This window comes from Streptomyces sp. JN8, assembly GCF_055808075.1.
Map to the genome: position 1 here is coordinate 2,888,459 of NZ_CM147852.1, position 17,165 is coordinate 2,905,623.

The window sequence follows — 17,165 nt, forward strand, 5'->3', positions numbered from 1 at the left end:
TCCGAGGTGGGTCTCGGGGCCAACAGACCGTCGCACTACGGTCTTTCGGCACTGTCGCCGGGTCTCGTGAACCGTATCACAAACTATTTGAATAGGTCTTTACCCATAAGGTGTGCCAACAGTCACACATGAGAGTGACCATGCGCGTGTGTGCGCGACACCACGGCACGTTGTCTGCTAATGGCCGCGAATGCGGCTTTCGTCAACTCGGCGTTCCGGCCTTACGCCTGTCGGTGAAGCGCCCCCGGTTGCCGATGGCGGTGGACCCGTTGATGCCCGCGGGCACCGGAATCCGCTCCTCCTCCACCCGCGCCGGCGCCGGAGGGGCCTCCACGACGGGAACCCGCTTGCGGCGGCGGTAGCGGGGCGGTACGACCGACTCGGCCCAGCGGGGCGCGCGCGGGGTGAACCGCGGCAGCAGGAGCAGCACCAGGCCGATCGCGCTGAGCGCGACGACGCAGAGGACGATCCACATCGACGCCGAGTGGACCGAGTACGCCAGCGTCCCGAAGGCGATGAGGGCGGACCAGAAGTACATGATCAGGACCGCGCGGCTGTGCGAGTGCCCGATCTCCAGGAGCCGGTGGTGCAGGTGTCCGCGGTCCGCCGCGAACGGCGACTGGCCCTTCCACGTACGGCGCACGATCGCGAGGACCAGGTCCGCCATGGGGATCGCGATGATCGTCAGCGGCAGCACCAGCGGGATGAAGACCGGCAGGGCGGCGTGCGTGGCCTGGCGGGTCGAGCCCTCGAAGATCTTCAGCGCGTCCGGGTCGACCTGACCGGTGATCGAGATCGCCGAGGCCGCCAGGATGAGGCCGATCAGCATCGAGCCGGAGTCGCCCATGAAGATCCGCGCGGGGTGCATGTTGTGCGGCAGGAAGCCCAGGCACATGCCCATGAGGATGACGGTGAAGAGCGTCGCGGGGGCGGCGGCCTCGATCGTGTAGCCGTACCAGAGGCGGTACGCGTACAGGAAGAAGGCGGCGGCGGCGATGCAGACCATGCCGGCCGCGAGACCGTCCAGGCCGTCCACGAAGTTGACCGCGTTGATGGTGAGGACGACCAGCGCGACGGTCAGGAGCGTGCCCTGCCACGGGGTCAGCGAGACGACGCCGACACCCGGGATCGGCAGCCACAGGATCGTCAGGCCCTGCGCCACCATGACGCCCGCCGAGATCATCTGCGCGCCCAGCTTGATCAGGGCGTCCAGCTCGAACTTGTCGTCCAGGACGCCGATCAGCCAGATCAGGGCGGCACCGGAGAGCAGCGCGCGCGGCTCGTTGGAGAGCTCGAAGACGCTGTTCAGGTTCTGCAGGTGGTCGGCGACGAGGAGTCCCGCGCAGAGCCCGAAGAACATGGCGATGCCACCGAGCCGCGGAGTCGGTTCTCGGTGTACGTCTCGGGCACGGATCTCCGGCATCGCCCCGGTCGCGATGGCGAACTTCCGCACCGGACCGGTGAGCAGATAGGTCACCGCGGCCGTGACACAGAGCGTCAGCAGGTAATCACGCACGGGCTGCCCCACAGGTTTCGCTGGCCATCTCAGCCCCACACCCTAGCCGTGCCGTCCATGTGCTTGGAGACACCCGGGGGGCCCGAACGGTTGCACAGCGACTTTCCCGGACCGCTCCTCAGCCGCCATACGGGGGAAACCTGCCGGTCAGCGCCCGTACCTCGGCGCGTACCCGGGCCGTCTCCTCGGGATCGTCCCGCAGCGCCGCGGTGAACAGCGCCGCGATCCGCGCCATCTCCGGTGCGCCCATCCCCTGCGTGGTGACGGCCGCGGTGCCGAGCCGGATCCCCCGGCCCTCCCCGTGCGGCAGGGCGCAGGTGTCGAGGACCATGCCGGCGGCGGCGAGCCGGGCGCGGGCGGTGCGGCCGTCGACGCCGAGGGGTGCGGGATCGGCGGTGATGAGATGGGTGTCGGTGCCGCCGGTCGTCAGGGCGAAGCCCTCCGCGGCGAGCGCGGCCGCGAGCACGCGCGCGTGCTCGACCACCTGGTGGGCGTAGGCGGTGAAGGCCGGCGTGGACGCCTCGCCGAAGGCCACCGCCTTCGCGGCGATGGTGTGCATCTGGGCCCCGCCCTGGGTGAACGGGAAGACGGCCCGGTCGATCCGCTCCGCCAGTTCCTCGCCGCACAGGACCATCCCGCCGCGCGGACCGCGGAGCACCTTGTGGGTGGTCGCGCAGACGACGTCGGCGTACGGGACGGGGCTCGGCGCCGCTCCCCCGGCGACCAGGCCGATGGGGTGGGCGGCGTCGGCGATGAGGTAGGCGCCCGCCTCGTCGGCGATCTCGCGGAAGAGCGCGTAGTCGAGGTGCCGGGGGTACGAGATGGAGCCGCACACGATCGCCTTGGGGCGGTGGTGGCGGGCGAGCGCGGCGACCTGTTCGTAGTCGACGAGCCCGGTCTCGGCGTCGACCCCGTACGGGACGAAGTCGAACCAGCGGCCGGAGAAGTTCGCGGGCGAACCGTGGGTGAGGTGCCCGCCGTGCCCCAGGCCCATGGCGAGGACCGTGTCACCGGGCCTGAGAAGGGCCGCGTACGCCGCCAGGACGGCCGCGGAGCCCGAATGCGCCTGGACGTTCGCGTGCTCGGCTCCGAACAGCGCGGTGGCCCGTTCCACGGCGATCCGCTCGGCGGCGTCGGCGTACGCGCAGCCGCCGTGGTGACGTGCGCCGGGATACCCCTCGGCGTACTTGTTGGCGAGCGGCGAGCCGAGGGCGGCGAGGACGGCGGGCGAGGTGAAGTTCTCGGCGGCGATCAGCTGCAGACTGTCGGCCTGCCTCCGCGCCTCGCCGAGCAGCACGTCGGCGACCTCCGGATCCTGCCGGCGCAGGACGTCGAGAGCCTCTTCGGGGGGAGCGGTGACCGGCATGGCTGACTCCGGGCGTGGAGGGATGTCAGCACCAATGTAGGCAGGACGGCCCCCACGCGCCCGGCGAGCGGAAACCCCCGCCGCCCGCCCGGCGTCAGTCCCGCGCGGACACGCCCGTCAGCGCCGTCACCACCGGGTCCAGCGCCTGGTTGATCTCGTCGCCGATTGAGCGGAAGAAGGTGATCGGGGCGCCGTACGGGTCGTTGACCTCGTCGGCGTCCACCGAGGGGGCGAGGAGCCACCCGCGTAGAGCCGCCGCGGCGCGGACCAGGGCACGCGCGCGTTCCACCATGCCCTCGTCGCGGGCGTCCGGGAGCGTCGCCGGGTCGATCGCCCGGACCAGCCGGGTGAACTCCTTCAGGGTGAAGGTGCGCAGCCCCGCGGAGTGGCCCATCGAGATGACCTGCGCGCGGTGGTCACGGGTCGCGGTGAGGACCAGGTCGGCGCGGATGACGTGCTCGTCGAGGAGTTCGCGGCCGACGAAACCGCTGTAGTCCGCGCCGAAGTCGGCGAGGACCAGTTCCGCGTTCGTCTCCATCGGGGCGCCCTCGTGGCCCCACGTGCCCGCGCTCTCCACGATCAGGCCGCCGCCCAGGGGATCGCCGAGGCGGTCGCTCAGGGCATGGCGGGTCAGCCGCTCGGTGATCGGCGAGCGGCAGACGTTGCCGGTGCTGACGTGGAGGATGCGGAAGGTGCTGCTGTCGTCGAACCCCGCTATGCCACGCCCCTCAGGGGCGGTCAATTCGCCACCTCGAGGTCGGGTACGACCTTCCGGAGCTCCTCCGGCGAGAGCGCGCCCTCGCGCAGCAGCACCGGGACCTTCCCCGTGACGTCGACGATGGAGGACGGCACGATGCCGGGCGTCGGTCCGCCGTCCAGGTAGACGGAGACGGAGTCGCCGAGCATCTGCTGGGCCGCGTCGCAGTCCTCGGGGGACGGGTGGCCGGTGAGGTTCGCCGAGGAGACGGCCATCGGGCCGACCTCGGTGAGCAGCTCGATGGCGACCGGGTGCAGCGGCATGCGGATGGCGACGGTGCCCCGGGTGTCGCCGAGGTCCCACTGCAGGGACGGCTGGTGCCGGGCGACGAGGGTGAGGGCGCCGGGCCAGAAGGCGTCGACGAGTTCCCAGGCCTGCTCGGAGAAGTCGGTGACCAGGCCGTGGAGGGTGTTCGGGGAGCCGATGAGCACGGGCGTGGGCATGGTGCGGCCCCGGCCCTTGGCGGAGAGCAGGTCCGCCACGGCCTCGCTGCTGAAGGCGTCCGCCCCGATCCCGTACACGGTGTCGGTGGGCAGCACGACGAGCTCGCCGCGGCGGACGGCGGACGCGGCCTCGCGCAGACCGGTCACGCGGTCGGTCGCCTCGTTGCAGTCGTATCGCCGTGCCATCAGTTCCCGGCCTCCTCGTACGCGTGGTTCGTCAGGGCAGTCGTGGCAGTGGTGCCGGTCGTGCGGCTCATGGCATGGCCTTGCGGGCGGTCGCGAAGCGCGGCCGGTTGTTCAGGTCCGGGTGGTCGGCGGCGTCCGCCCAGCCGGCCTCCTCGTTGAAGATCCAGGGCACCTGCCCGCCCTGGGTGTCCGCGTGCTCGATGACGACGAGGCCGCCGGGACGGAGCAGCCGGTGGGCGGTGCGCTCGATGCCGCGGATGGTGTCGAGGCCGTCCTCGCCGGAGAAGAGGGCCATCTCGGGGTCGTGGTCGCGGGCCTCGGGCGCCACGTACTCCCACTCGGTGAGCGGGATGTACGGCGGGTTCGAGATGACCAGGTCGACCTGTCCGTCCAGCTCGGGGAGCGCGCTGAGCGCGTCGCCCTGGTGGACGGTGACCCGGGAGCCCTCGGCGTTCTTCCGCGTCCACACGAGGGCGTCGTCGGAGAGCTCGACCGCGTGCACGCGCGAGCGCGGCACCTCCTGCGCCATCGCGAGGGCGATGGCCCCGGAGCCGGTGCAGAGGTCGACGATGAGCGGCTCGACCACGTCCATCGCGCGGACGGCGTCTATGGCCCAGCCGACGACCGACTCGGTCTCCGGGCGGGGCACGAAGACGCCCGGCCCGACCTGGAGCTCCAGGTACCGGAAGAAGGCCCGCCCGGTGATGTGCTGGAGGGGTTCGCGGGCCTCGCGGCGGGCGACCGTCTCCCAGTAGCGGGCGTCGAAGTCCGCGTCCTTGACGTTGTGCAGCTCCCCCCGCTTGACGCCGTGCACGAACGCGGCGAGCTCCTCCGCGTCGAAACGCGGTGAGGGAACGCCGGCGTCGGCCAGCCGCTGGGTGGCCTGGGCCACCTCGGCAAGCAGCAGGTTCACGCTGGTCCTCCGTGGTGCGGGGTGGGGCTTACGGAACGGACGCCACTTACGCCGCGGCGAGCTTGGCGGCCGAGTCGGCGTCGACGCAGGCCTGGATCATCGCGTCCAGGTCGCCGTCGAGCACCTGGTCGAGGTTGTACGCCTTGAAGCCGACGCGGTGGTCCGAGATCCGGTTCTCCGGGAAGTTGTACGTGCGGATCTTCTCGGACCGGTCGACGGTGCGGACCTGGCTGCGGCGGGCGTCGGCGGCCTCGGCCTCGGCCTTCTCCTGGGCGGCCGCGAGGAGCCGGGAACGCAGGATGCGCATGGCCTGCTCCTTGTTCTGGAGCTGGCTCTTCTCGTTCTGGCAGGAGGCGACGATGCCGGTCGGCAGGTGCGTGATGCGGACGGCGGAGTCGGTGGTGTTGACCGACTGGCCGCCGGGGCCCGACGAGCGGTAGACGTCGATGCGCAGGTCGTTGGCGTGGACCTCGACCTCGACGTCCTCGGCCTCGGGCGTGACGAGCACGCCGGCGGCGGAGGTGTGGATGCGGCCGGCGGACTCGGTGGCGGGCACGCGCTGCACGCGGTGCACCCCGCCCTCGTACTTCAGGCGCGCCCAGACGCCCTGGCCGGGCTCGGTGGCCCCGTTGCCGCCCTTGGTCTTCACGGCGACCTGGACGTCCTTGTAGCCGCCCAGCTCGGACTCGGTGGCGTCGATGATCTCGGTCTTCCAGCCGACGCGCTCGGCGTACCGGAGGTACATGCGGAGCAGGTCGCCGGCGAAGAGGGCGGACTCGTCGCCGCCCGCGCCCGCCTTGATCTCCAGGATGACGTCCTTGTCGTCGCTCGGGTCGCGCGGGACGAGGAGCAGGCGGAGCTTCTCGGTGAGCTCCTCGCGGTCCTTCTCCAGCTGCTTGACCTCGGCGGCGAAGTCCGGGTCGTCCTGAGCGAGCTCGCGGGCGGTCTCGATGTCGTCACCGGTCTGCTTCCAGGACCGGTAGGCGGCGACGATCGGGGTCAGCTCGGCGTAGCGCTTGTTCAGCTTGCGCGCGTTCGCCTGGTCGGCGTGGACCGAAGGGTCTGCGAGCTTCGTCTCGAGGCCGGCGTGCTCGCCGACCAGTTCCTCGACCGCCTCGAACATCGGGGGCTCCTGGGTTTTTCGTCAGTTGCTACGGGGACGGCAAAGCGCCGGTCCCGGCCGCCCGCGCGGGGCGACCGTGGACCGGCGCAGGGGCTCGCTACTTGGCGGAGCCGGCCTTGCCGAAGCGGGCCTCGAAGCGGGCGACGCGGCCGCCGGTGTCGAGGATCTTCTGCTTGCCCGTGTAGAACGGGTGGCACTCGGAGCAGACCTCGGCACGGATGGTGCCTTCGGTCAGGGTGCTCCGGGTGGTGAACGACGCGCCACAGGTGCAGCTGACCTGGGTCTCGACGTACTCGGGGTGGATCTCGCGCTTCAAGGTGTCTCCTAGTTTCGGGAGGGCTCCGGGTCGCTTCCGCAGGTCGCGGCAAGCGTGAACCGGGGCCGACGTACCAGTCTGCCAGGACCGGCCGCATCTCCCCAAACCGGGGTGAGGGCGAAAGTATTCCTGGGACCCCCGGCGGCGGCCGGCGGGCTACTTCACGATGCCGTCGGCCTGGCCCGTGGCCGCGTCCTCGGTCGCCGAGGCCGGGATCGGCAGGTCCTTCTTCAGGGCCGTCCAGACCTGCCGCGACTGGGCCTCCAGGGGAACCACGCGGTTGGGGTCGCGGGGGTCGTACTCGACGGGCAGCGTGACCATATGGACGTTCTGGGCGCCGATGCCGGAGAGGCCCTTGGCGAAGCCCATCAGCTCCTGGACCGAGTCGAGCTCGGAGTCGGGGGTGATGGCCTTGGTGGCGGCGTCGGCCAGGTCGAGGAGCTTCTTCGGGTTGGTGAGGACGCCGACGTCCTTGACCTGGTTCATGAAGGCCTTCATGAAGGCCTGCTGGAGCTGGATGCGGCCGAGGTCGCTGCCGTCGCCGACGCTCTTGCGGGTCCGCACCAGGCCGAGGGACTGCTCGCCGTCGAGGGTGTGGGTGCCGGGTGCGAGGTCGAGGTGGCTCTTGCCGTCCTTGATGGGGGCGGTGGTGGTGATCTCCACGCCGCCGAGCTTGTCGATGAGCTTCTTGAAGCCGGTGAAGTCGACCTCGATGTAGTGGTCCATGCGGATGCCGGACATCGACTCGACGGTCTTGACGGCGCAGGCGGGGCCGCCGACCTCGTACGCCGTGTTGAACATGGCGCGCTGTTCGCCGGGGACGGCGGCGCCCTGGGCGTCGGTGCACTTCGGCCGGTCGACGAGGGTGTCGCGCGGGACGGAGACGACACTCGCCCTCTTGTGGCCCTCGTAGACGTGGACGACCATCGCGGTGTCGGAGCGGGCGCCGCCCTCGTCCTTGCCGTAGGCGCCGTTGTCGCCGGAGCGGGAGTCGGACCCGAGGACGAGGATGTCCAGGGAGCCGTTGTCGACGTCGTCGGGCCGGTCGGTGCCCAGCTGGGCGTTGATGTCGACGGTCTCGAGGTTGCCGTCGAGCTTGAAGTACACGTACCCGAGGCCGGTGCCGCCGAGGACGAGGACCGCGAGGGCGCCGGAGACGAGCACGGCCGCCTTGCGGCTGCGCCTGGCGCGCTGCTTGCGGCGGCGGCCGTTCCCGGCGCCGGGTATTCGGCCGCTCTTGCTCTGCTCGGTCATCGCCATCCCTCGGGCCCTAGGTTCACCACATGTGACGGTGAAGCGCCCAAAAGGGTTGCATACGGGCCTGTGAGGTTTGGATGAGCACGGGGCCGGCACAGCACTGCGCCCACCGTGCGGGGCACGGTGGGCGCAGTGGTTCACGCAGGTCACGACCGGGTCACGAGGCCGAGGCCCCGTTCGGGTCGCGCGACCACAATGTGACGCAGGTCACACCGTGGGCGCCTCAGTCGTCGTTCTTGCCGCCCGGCGTGGTCTTCTGGATCTGGAGCAGGAACTCGCCGTTCGACTTCGTCTGCTTCATCTTGTCGAGCAGCAGCTCGATCGCCTGCTGCTGGTCGAGCGCGTGCAGCACGCGACGCAGCTTCCAGGTGACCGCGAGCTCGTCGCTGCCGAGCAGGATCTCCTCCTTGCGCGTACCCGAGGCGTCGACGTCGACGGCCGGGAAGATGCGCTTGTCGGCGAGCTTCCGGTCGAGCTTGAGCTCCATGTTGCCGGTGCCCTTGAACTCCTCGAAGATCACCTCGTCCATGCGCGAGCCGGTGTCGACCAGCGCGGTGGCCAGGATGGTCAGCGAGCCGCCGTCCTCGATGTTGCGCGCGGCACCGAAGAAGCGCTTCGGCGGGTAGAGCGCGGTCGAGTCGACACCACCGGACAGGATGCGGCCGGAGGCCGGCGCCGCGAGGTTGTACGCGCGGCCCAGACGGGTGATCGAGTCGAGCAGGACGACCACGTCGTGACCCAGCTCCACGAGGCGCTTGGCGCGCTCGATGGCCAGCTCGGCGACGGTGGTGTGGTCCTCGGCCGGACGGTCGAAGGTCGAGGAGATGACCTCGCCCTTCACCGACCGCTGCATGTCGGTGACCTCTTCCGGACGCTCGTCGACCAGGACGACCATCAGGTGGCACTCGGGGTTGTTGTGCGTGATCGCGTTGGCGATCGCCTGCATGATCATGGTCTTGCCGGTCTTCGGCGGGGCCACGATCAGACCGCGCTGGCCCTTGCCGATCGGCGACACGAGGTCGATGATCCGCGTGGTCAGCACGCCCGGGTCGGTCTCCAGGCGGAGCCGGTCCTGCGGGTAGAGCGGGGTCAGCTTGTTGAACTCCGGACGGCCGCGGCCGGAGTCGGCGGCCATGCCGTTCGCCGAGTCCAGGCGGACCAGCGCGTTGAACTTCTCGCGGCGCTCGCCCTCCTTCGGCTGCCGCACGGCGCCGGTGACGTGGTCGCCCTTGCGCAGGCCGTTCTTGCGGACCTGGGCGAGGGAGACGTACACGTCGTTCGGACCGGGCAGGTAGCCCGAGGTCCGGATGAACGCGTAGTTGTCGAGGATGTCGAGGATGCCCGCGACGGGGATCAGGACGTCGTCGTCGGCGACCTGCGGCTCGCCGGCCTGGAAGTCGTCACGGCCACGGCGGCCACGGCGGTCGCGGTAGCGGCCGCGGCGACCCCGGCGCCCGCCCTCGGCGTCGTCGTAGTCGTCCTGCGGACCGGCCTGCTGGCCGCCCTGCTGGCCCTGGGACTGCTGCCCCTGGCCGCCCTGGCGCTGGCGCTGGCCGCCCTGGCCGCCGCCCTGCTGCTCGTCGCCCTTGCCGCGGTCGCGCTGGCGGTCACGGCGGTCACGGCGGTCGCCGCGCTCCCCGCGCTCGCCGCGGTCACGGCGGCCGCGGCCCTCGGCGCCGTCGACGGCGGCCTCGGCCTTGGCGTCGGCGCCCGCGTCGGCCTTGGCCTCGGTACGGGTCTCGGTCTTGACCGCCTGCGCGGCCTCGGCCTTGGTGTCGCCCTCCGGCGAACCGGCCGGGGCGGTGGCACGGCGGCGACGACGCTCGCCCGCGGGCTGGTCGTCGGAGGCCGGCTGGCCCGGGATGTCGATCTGCTGCTGGGCGACGGCCTTCTCGGCCTTGTCGACCTTGGGCTCGGCGCCCTCGGCAGCGGTCTCACCCGTACGGGCCTTGGCGGTGGTGCGGCGCTTCGGCTTGGTCTCGGCGGCGTCGGCGGCATTGGCGGGGGCGGCGGAGCCTCCACCGGCCTGCGCCTCCTTGATGACCTCGATCAGCTGGCTCTTGCGCATCCGCGCGGTGCCCCTGATGCCGAGGCCGGACGCGACCTGCTGCAGCTCGGCCAGGACCATGCCCTCGAGGCCGGTGCCGGAGCGGCGGCGCCGTGCGGTGCCGCCGGTGGCAGCACCTGCGGCGGGCGCGGCGGCGTCGACACTGCTGTCGGCAGTCACGCCCATCAGATCGGTGGTGTCGCTCACGAAGGGTCCTTCCCTGGAGCGGACGTCGGCCATCTGGCTCGGCGACCGGTTGTGCTGTCCGGCAGCGGTCCCGTGTGGGTGGACCGTGTCCGGGGCGGTGGTCCCGCCGGGTACGGCGGAGAGAGAACGTGCTGGGTCCGGCCCGAGCGCCCCCTGCTCGGCCCTCACTGCTGAAGAGCGAGGGGTGTCGTGCCGGTTCCGGAGCGTGCTCGAAACTGCTCAGGCAGGCTGCTCAGGCAGTTGGGGAGGCTCCCGGAAGAATCGGTGGTCCCTGATGGGGACACTCAGCACCGCGCCACAAAGGCGCCGGGTGCTGACTTGAGGTTAACACTACCGGCTCCAACAAACATTCCCCCTCTCCCTCACCGGCAATCTCCTGTCCGGACGCTGCCCGGCGTCCGGCCGCCGTGCGCCTAGGGCGCCAGCGGAAGGACGCTCGCTCCGGAGGCGTCGAGGTCGAGCCGGTTCGCGGCCCAGCCCTCGCCCGCCAGGAGGGCGACCTTGTCGGCCGTCCCGTGTTCGGCCAGCGCGAGGACCGTGGGGCCCGCGCCGGAGATGACCGCGGGGACGCCGTCCGCCCGCAGCCGGTTCACCAGGGCGATGCTGTCGGGCATCGCGGGAGCCCGGTAGTCCTGGTGCAGCCGGTCCTCGGTGGCCGCGAGCAGCAGCTCGGGGCGCCTGGTCAGGGCCTCGACGAGGAGGGCGGCGCGCCCGGCGTTGGCGGCGGCGTCGACGTGCGGGACGGTCCGCGGCAGGAGTCCGCGGGCGGTCTCGGTCAGTACCGGCTTCCCGGGGACGAAAACCACCGGAACGATGGAATCCGAGGGATCCATCCTGATGGCCCGCGCGGCGCCGGACTCGGTCCAGGCGAGCGTGAATCCGCCGAGGAGGCAGGCGGCGACGTTGTCGGGGTGGCCCTCGATCTCGGTGGCCAGCTCCAGCAGGGCGGCCTCGTCGAGCCGGGCGTCCCCGCCTATGGTCACCGCGCGGGCGGCGACGATGCCGGCGCAGATGGCGGCGGAGGAGGAGCCGAGGCCGCGGCCGTGCGGGATGCGGTTGGCGCAGACGACCTCGAGGCCGCGCGGCTGTCCGCCGAGCAGGTCGAAGGCGGTGCGCAGGGAGCGTACGAGGAGGTGGCTCTCGTCGCGCGGGAGCGTCTCGGCGCCCTCGCCCGCGATGTCGACGTGCAGCCCGGAGTCGGCGACACGGACGACCACGTCGTCGTAGAGCCCCAGCGACAGGCCGAAGGCGTCGAAGCCCGGACCGAGATTGGCGCTGGTGGCGGGGACGCGCACCCGTACGGCGGCGGCGCGGAACGCTGGACCGGCCATCGCTCGATGACTCTCCTTGATTGCGACAACGGGTTGTTCTGGAACAGCGGGTGTTTCAGAAGGTGTTTCGGCGGGTGTTTCACGAGAAGTACCGGGAACCCGGGGGCCGTTTCAGCCACGGAGGCGACGACGGCAACGACACCGCGCATATGCGGCGGGGCGGGTTCGGTACAGCCTATCGAAGGAAGGTTCTGCCGCGACATAGGGCGCACAGGAGGCGCACGATGCGTGTCGCGAGCCAACCTGTGCGCCTATGTACGTTCCTGATCGGGTTTCGATCAGCACGTTTCCCCGCGCGGAGGGGTGAGGATCAGGCCAGACCGAGGCGCTCAGCCGCGGCCGCCGCGTCGACCGGGACGGTGACCGGCTGGGGTGCGCCGGCGACGGCCCAGTCGGGGTCCTTGAGGCCGTTTCCGGTCACCGTGCAGACGATCCGCTGCCCGGGGTCGACCTTGCCCTGCTCGGCCGCCTTCAGCAGACCGGCGACCGAGGCGGCCGAGGCGGGCTCGACGAAGACGCCCTCCTGAGCGGCCAACAGGCGGTAGGCGCGCAGGATCTCACGGTCCGTCACCTCGTCGATGAAGCCCCCGGACTCGTCGCGCGCGGCGAGCGCGTAGTCCCACGAGGCCGGGTTGCCGATGCGGATCGCGGTGGCGATCGTCGAGGGGTCCTTGACGACCTCGCCGCGCACCAGCGGGGCGGAGCCGGAGGCCTGGAAGCCCCACATGCGCGGGCGGTGGGTCGCGAGGCCGTCCTCGGCGTACTCGCGGTACCCCTTCCAGTACGCCGTGATGTTGCCGGCGTTGCCCACGGGCAGGACGTGGATGTCGGGCGCGTCGCCCAGCATGTCCACGATCTCGAAGGCGGCGGTCTTCTGGCCCTCGATGCGGACCGGGTTGACCGAATTGACCAGCGCCACCGGGTAGTTCTCCGAGAGGCTGCGGGCCAGGGTCAGGCAGTCGTCGAAGTTGCCGTCGACCTGGAGGATCTTCGCGCCGTGCACGAGGGCCTGGCCCATCTTGCCGAGCGCGATCTTGCCCTGCGGCACGAGGACGGCCGACACCATGCCGGCGCGGACCGCGTAGGCCGCGGCGGAGGCGGAGGTGTTGCCGGTGGAGGCGCAGATGACGGCCTGCGCGCCCTCCTCCTTGGCCCGGGTGATGGCCATGGTCATGCCCCGGTCCTTGAAGGAGCCGGTGGGGTTGGCGCCCTCGACCTTGAGGTGCACCTCGCAGCCCGTGCGCTCGGAGAGGACCTGAGCGGGTACGAGCGGCGTGCCACCCTCACGGAGCGTGACGACCGGCGTCGTGTCCGTGACCGGAAGGCGGTCCCGGTACTCCTCGATGATGCCGCGCCACTGGTGGGTGCCCTTGTGGGTCATGGGTCCTTTACTCCCCTTCAACACGCATGATGCTGGCGACACCGCGCACGGTGTCGAGCTTGCGCAGCGCCTCGACGGTCCCGGAGAGGGCGGCGTCGGGCGCGCGGTGGGTGACGACGACGAGGGAGGCCTCGCCGTCCTTGCCCTTCTGGCGCACCGTATCGATGGATACGCCGTGCTCGGCGAAGACCGTCGCGACCTGGGCGAGCACGCCCGGCTTGTCGGCCACGTCGAGACTGATGTGGTACCGCGTGACGACCTCGCCCATGGAGCTCACGGGCAGCTGGGTGTACGCGGACTCGCCGGGGCCCGTCGCCTCGTTGAGACGGTTGCGGCAGACGGCGACGATGTCGCCGAGTACGGCGGAGGCGGTCGGCGAGCCGCCCGCCCCGGGGCCGTAGAACATGAGCCGCCCGGCGGCCTCCGCCTCCACGAAGACCGCGTTGTACGCCTCGCGGACGGAGGCCAGCGGGTGGCTGAGCGGGATCATCGCCGGGTGCACGCGGGCGGTGACGGACTCGCCGTCGGCGGCCCGCTCGCAGATGGCGAGCAGCTTGATGGTGCAGCCCATCTGCTTGGCGGAGGCGAAGTCGGCCGCGGTGACCTCGGTCATGCCCTCGCGGTAGACGTCGTCCAGGCGGACGCGCGTGTGGAAGGCGATCCCGGCGAGGATGGCGGCCTTGGCCGCGGCGTCGAAGCCCTCGACGTCGGCGGTCGGGTCGGCCTCGGCGTACCCGAGGGCGGTGGCCTCGTCGAGCGCCTCGGAGTAGCCGGCGCCGGAGGTGTCCATCTTGTCGAGGATGAAGTTCGTCGTGCCGTTGACGATGCCCATCACGCGGTTGATCTTGTCGCCGGCGAGGGACTCGCGCAGCGGGCGGATCAGCGGGATGGCGCCGGCGACGGCGGCCTCGTAGTAGAGGTCCTGGCCGTGCTCCTGGGCGGCGGCGTAGAGGCTCGCGCCGTCCTGGGCGAGCAGCGCCTTGTTCGCCGAGACGACGGAGGCGCCGTGCTCGAACGCGGTGGTGATGAGGGTGCGGGCCGGCTCGACCCCGCCGATGACCTCGACGATCACGTCGATGTCGCCGCGTTTGACGAGGGCGGTGGCGTCGGTGGTGATCAGCTCCGGGGCGATTCCCTCGCGGACCTTGTCCGCGCGGCGGACCGCCACGCCGGCGAGCTCGACCGGGGCGCCGATGCGCGCGGCGAGGTCGTCGGCGTGCGTCGTCATGATGCGCGCCACCTCTGAGCCGACCACTCCACAGCCCAGCAGCGCCACCTTCAGCGGACGCGTACGCATCATCCGACCTCTTTCCCGTCCTACTTCGTATCTCTACGTTCGAGTCTCTGCGGTTCTCAACGGTGGAACCAGTCTCACTCACCGGACGGGGGTTTCAGCCCCCCGTCCGGATCCTGAGACATCTATTTCACCACTCGACTATTTCATCACCCGACGTCGAGACGCAGGAGATCTTCCTCCGTCTCGCGGCGCACGATGACCCGCGCCTCGCCGTCGCGGACGGCGACGACGGGCGGCCGGAGCGCGTGGTTGTAGTTGCTGGCCATGGAGCGGCAGTACGCGCCGGTGGCCGGCACGGCGATGAGGTCGCCGGGCGCCAGGTCCGAGGGCAGGAAGGCGTCCCGTACGACGATGTCCCCGCTCTCGCAGTGCTTGCCGACGACCCGGGAGAGCATCGGCGCGGCGTCGCTGGTCCGCGAGACGAGGTTGACGGTGTACTCGGCGTCGTACAGCGCGGTGCGGATGTTGTCGGACATGCCGCCGTCGACGCTCACGTACGTCCGCAGCCCTTCGAGCGGCTTGACGGTGCCGACCTCGTACAGGGTGAAGGCGGTGGGGCCGACGATGGCGCGCCCGGGCTCGACGGAGATCCGGGGGGTACGGAGCCCGGCGGCCTCGCACTCGCGCGTCACGATCTCGTTCAGCGCCTTCGCGATCTCGTGCGGCTCACGCGGGTCGTCCTCGGAGGTGTACGCGATGCCGAGGCCGCCGCCGAGGTCGATCTCGGGCAGCTCGACGCCGTGCTCGTCGCGGACCTCGGCGAGCAGCTGGACGACGCGCCGCGCGGAGACCTCGAAGCCGGCCATGTCGAAGATCTGCGAGCCGATGTGCGAGTGGATGCCGATGAGCTCCAGGCCGTCCAGCTTCAGCGCCCGGCGGACGGCCTCGGCGGCCTGGCCGCCGGCGAGCGCGATGCCGAACTTCTGGTCCTCGTGGGCGGTGGCGATGAACTCGTGGGTGTGGGCCTCGACGCCGACGGTGACGCGGATCTGCACGGGCTGGCGGCGCCCGAGGGACTGCGCGACGTGCGCCACGCGCACGATCTCCTGGAAGGAGTCGAGGACGATCCGCCCCACGCCGGCCTCGACGGCCGTACGGATCTCGTGCTCGCTCTTGTTGTTGCCGTGGAAGGCGATGCGCTCGGCGGGCATCCCGGCGGACAGCGCGGTGGTGAGCTCGCCCCCGGAGCACACGTCGAGGTTCAGTCCCTCTTCCTTGAGCCACTTCACGACCGCCCGGGAGAGGAAGGCCTTCCCGGCGTAGAAGACGTCGGCGTCCGGGCCGAAGGCCTCGGCCCAGGCGCGGCAGCGGGCGCGGAAGTCGGCCTCGTCGAGGAAGTAGGCGGGGGTCCCGAACTCCTCGGCGAGGTCGGTCACGCTCAGCCCGCCGACGGTGGCGACACCGCGCTCGTCACGCTCCACGGTCCGCGACCACACCTTGGGGTCGAGGACGTTGAGGTCGGCGGGGGGAGCGGTGTAGTGGCCCTCGGGAAGGACGTCGGCGTGGCGAGGGCCTGCGGGGTGGGCGGAACGACTCATGTCTGAACTCTTTCAAATCCGTTCGGGTGCGCTGATGCCGAGCACGGAGAGGCCACCGGCGAGCACCGTCCCGGCGGCTTCGGCGAGCGCGAGCCGGGAACGGTGGGCGGCCGAGGGTTTCTCGTCGCCGAGCGGCAGAACGGTGTGCTGGAACGCGAGCAGCGCGTCGGCGGTGACTTCCAGGTGCCGGGCGACCCGGTCGGGGGCGCGGTGGCGGGCGGCGGCGAGGAGGACGACGGGGTGGTCGCCGAGGGCGCCGAGGAGTTCGGGTGCGTCGACGGGGGTGTCGTACGCGGGCCCGAACCCGAGCTGTGCGGCATTGGCGATCAGCCGCCGGACGCGGGAGTGGGCGTACCGCACGCGGAAGAGAGGGTTGCGCTCGTGCTGCACGAGCAGCGGCCCCCCGTCGAGCGGCCGATCCTGCGGCGCGGCCCGCAGCAGGGCCCACCGCGCGGCATCGACACCGAGGAGGCCCGGCTGGTAGGGGCCGGGGTGGACGTGGATGCGCTCGTCGCGGGGGGCGGGGTCGGCGGGGTGGGCGTCGCGGGGGGCGGGTTCGTTCGACCCGGGGAGCGCGGGCATCCGCTCGTTGCGGGGGGTGGGGTCGGCGCCGCGGAGGGGGAGTTCATCGGCCCCCGGGTGCGCGGGGATCCGTTCGTCGGCGGGGACTCCCCCGTCGTCCGCCCGATGCCCGCGAAGGGCGGCGTCGGCGCCCTGGCTCCGGAGGAGCCGGACGACGGTCTCGGTGACGAGCAGGGCGCGCGACTCCGTCAGGTCGGCGAAGCGGACGGTGACGCCTGCGAGGGCGGTGCCGCTCCCGTACGCGTCCCCGGCCTCGCGGACGGCCCGCACGAGGTCGCCGCCGGCGTCGGACCGGAGGGTGAAGTTCAGGAAGCCGGGCCCGGTGACGGCGACGTCGCGGAGCCCGGGGGTACCGCGGAGGCGCTCTTCGAGGATCCCGGCGACGTCGAGGGCACTGCGCCCGGCGGACCGGGCGAGGGTGAGGGCCACGTTGCTGGCGTAGTCGCCGACACCACCGGGCCGGGCCCGCTCGACCTTGACGACCGGGGGGACGTCGACCCGCAGCGCACCGTCGTCGACCGCGCGGCGCACGGCGTGCAGCACGGTGAGGGAGAGGTCCGCGGGGGTCACGGGACAAGCGTAGGGGAGGAGGGGGGTCGGAACGCGAACCGGTTTCGCGATGCGGTCACCCGGGAGGCGCGGCAGGGGTGAAGGAGGAGTCCCGCTGCGCGGGCGAGGGAGGGAGAGGGAGAGGCGAGACGGGGAGGGGAGAGACGGATACCGGCGAAGGTCGACGGCGGCGGGGGCGTGGCGAGCGTCGGGTGGACACGAGCAAAAGATCAATGCGAGCGCGGGGGGGGATCCGAGCAAGTGCAGGAGACCAGGGGGCCCGAGGAGGCAGAGCAAGCGCGAGGGGTCAGCGTGAGCGCGGGGGGGCCACGGCGAGCGCGAGAGATGGTGTGAGC

General features: G+C 71.6%; 14 protein-coding genes. All 14 read right to left on the reverse strand.

All coding sequences use genetic code 11. From position 1 onward, the window contains the following. Window positions 1-202 precede the first annotated feature (202 nt). Window positions 203-1,516 carry an MraY family glycosyltransferase gene (locus tag ACY0MR_RS12270; protein ID WP_361851615.1) on the reverse strand — a complete coding sequence of 438 codons (1,314 nt, stop codon included), beginning with the start codon at window positions 1,514-1,516 and terminating at the stop codon, window positions 203-205. Window positions 1,517-1,634: 118 nt separating this feature from the next. Next, window positions 1,635-2,882, reverse strand: a complete 1,248-nt coding sequence (locus ACY0MR_RS12275) for a serine hydroxymethyltransferase (RefSeq protein WP_473560695.1) — start codon at window positions 2,880-2,882, stop codon at window positions 1,635-1,637. A gap of 94 nt (window positions 2,883-2,976) precedes the next feature. Next, a complete protein-coding gene (locus ACY0MR_RS12280) occupies window positions 2,977-3,624 on the reverse strand; it encodes an arsenate reductase/protein-tyrosine-phosphatase family protein (protein WP_388793502.1) in 648 nt (215 codons plus the stop codon). After that, window positions 3,621-4,268: an L-threonylcarbamoyladenylate synthase gene (locus ACY0MR_RS12285; protein WP_388793500.1), complete on the reverse strand. Its 648-nt coding sequence runs from the start codon at window positions 4,266-4,268 to the stop codon at window positions 3,621-3,623. The genes ACY0MR_RS12280 and ACY0MR_RS12285 overlap by 4 nt, the downstream gene beginning before the upstream one ends. 67 nt (window positions 4,269-4,335) lie before the next feature. Then, window positions 4,336-5,181, reverse strand: coding sequence for a peptide chain release factor N(5)-glutamine methyltransferase (gene prmC / locus ACY0MR_RS12290; protein WP_015036198.1), 846 nt, complete (start codon window positions 5,179-5,181; stop codon window positions 4,336-4,338). Window positions 5,182-5,227: 46 nt separating this feature from the next. Then, on the reverse strand, window positions 5,228-6,304 hold the full coding sequence (gene prfA / locus ACY0MR_RS12295) for a peptide chain release factor 1 (RefSeq protein ID WP_361851602.1): 1,077 nt from the start codon (window positions 6,302-6,304) through the stop codon (window positions 5,228-5,230). Between the two features lie 97 nt (window positions 6,305-6,401). Further along, window positions 6,402-6,620: a 50S ribosomal protein L31 gene (gene rpmE, locus ACY0MR_RS12300; RefSeq protein WP_030321069.1), complete on the reverse strand. Its 219-nt coding sequence runs from the start codon at window positions 6,618-6,620 to the stop codon at window positions 6,402-6,404. A 156-nt stretch (window positions 6,621-6,776) separates the two neighbouring features. Then, entirely contained in the window at window positions 6,777-7,874 is a 1,098-nt protein-coding gene (locus ACY0MR_RS12305) for an LCP family protein (RefSeq protein WP_388793497.1), read from the reverse strand. Window positions 7,875-8,100: 226 nt separating this feature from the next. Continuing rightward, on the reverse strand, window positions 8,101-10,131 hold the full coding sequence (gene rho, locus ACY0MR_RS12310) for a transcription termination factor Rho (protein WP_473560699.1): 2,031 nt from the start codon (window positions 10,129-10,131) through the stop codon (window positions 8,101-8,103). Window positions 10,132-10,544: 413 nt separating this feature from the next. Next, on the reverse strand, window positions 10,545-11,462 hold the full coding sequence (gene thrB, locus ACY0MR_RS12315) for a homoserine kinase (protein ID WP_388793493.1): 918 nt from the start codon (window positions 11,460-11,462) through the stop codon (window positions 10,545-10,547). A 310-nt stretch (window positions 11,463-11,772) separates the two neighbouring features. After that, complete coding sequence (gene thrC, locus ACY0MR_RS12320) at window positions 11,773-12,843, reverse strand: threonine synthase (protein WP_361857138.1); 1,071 nt, start codon at window positions 12,841-12,843, stop codon at window positions 11,773-11,775. A gap of 7 nt (window positions 12,844-12,850) precedes the next feature. Further along, entirely contained in the window at window positions 12,851-14,143 is a 1,293-nt protein-coding gene (locus ACY0MR_RS12325; protein ID WP_361857135.1) for a homoserine dehydrogenase, read from the reverse strand. Window positions 14,144-14,286: 143 nt separating this feature from the next. After that, window positions 14,287-15,678, reverse strand: a complete 1,392-nt coding sequence (gene lysA, locus ACY0MR_RS12330) for a diaminopimelate decarboxylase (RefSeq protein ID WP_388793490.1) — start codon at window positions 15,676-15,678, stop codon at window positions 14,287-14,289. A gap of 12 nt (window positions 15,679-15,690) precedes the next feature. Then, on the reverse strand, window positions 15,691-16,830 hold the full coding sequence (nrtL, locus tag ACY0MR_RS12335) for an ArgS-related anticodon-binding protein NrtL (RefSeq protein ID WP_473560702.1): 1,140 nt from the start codon (window positions 16,828-16,830) through the stop codon (window positions 15,691-15,693). Window positions 16,831-17,165: the final 335 nt, after the last annotated feature.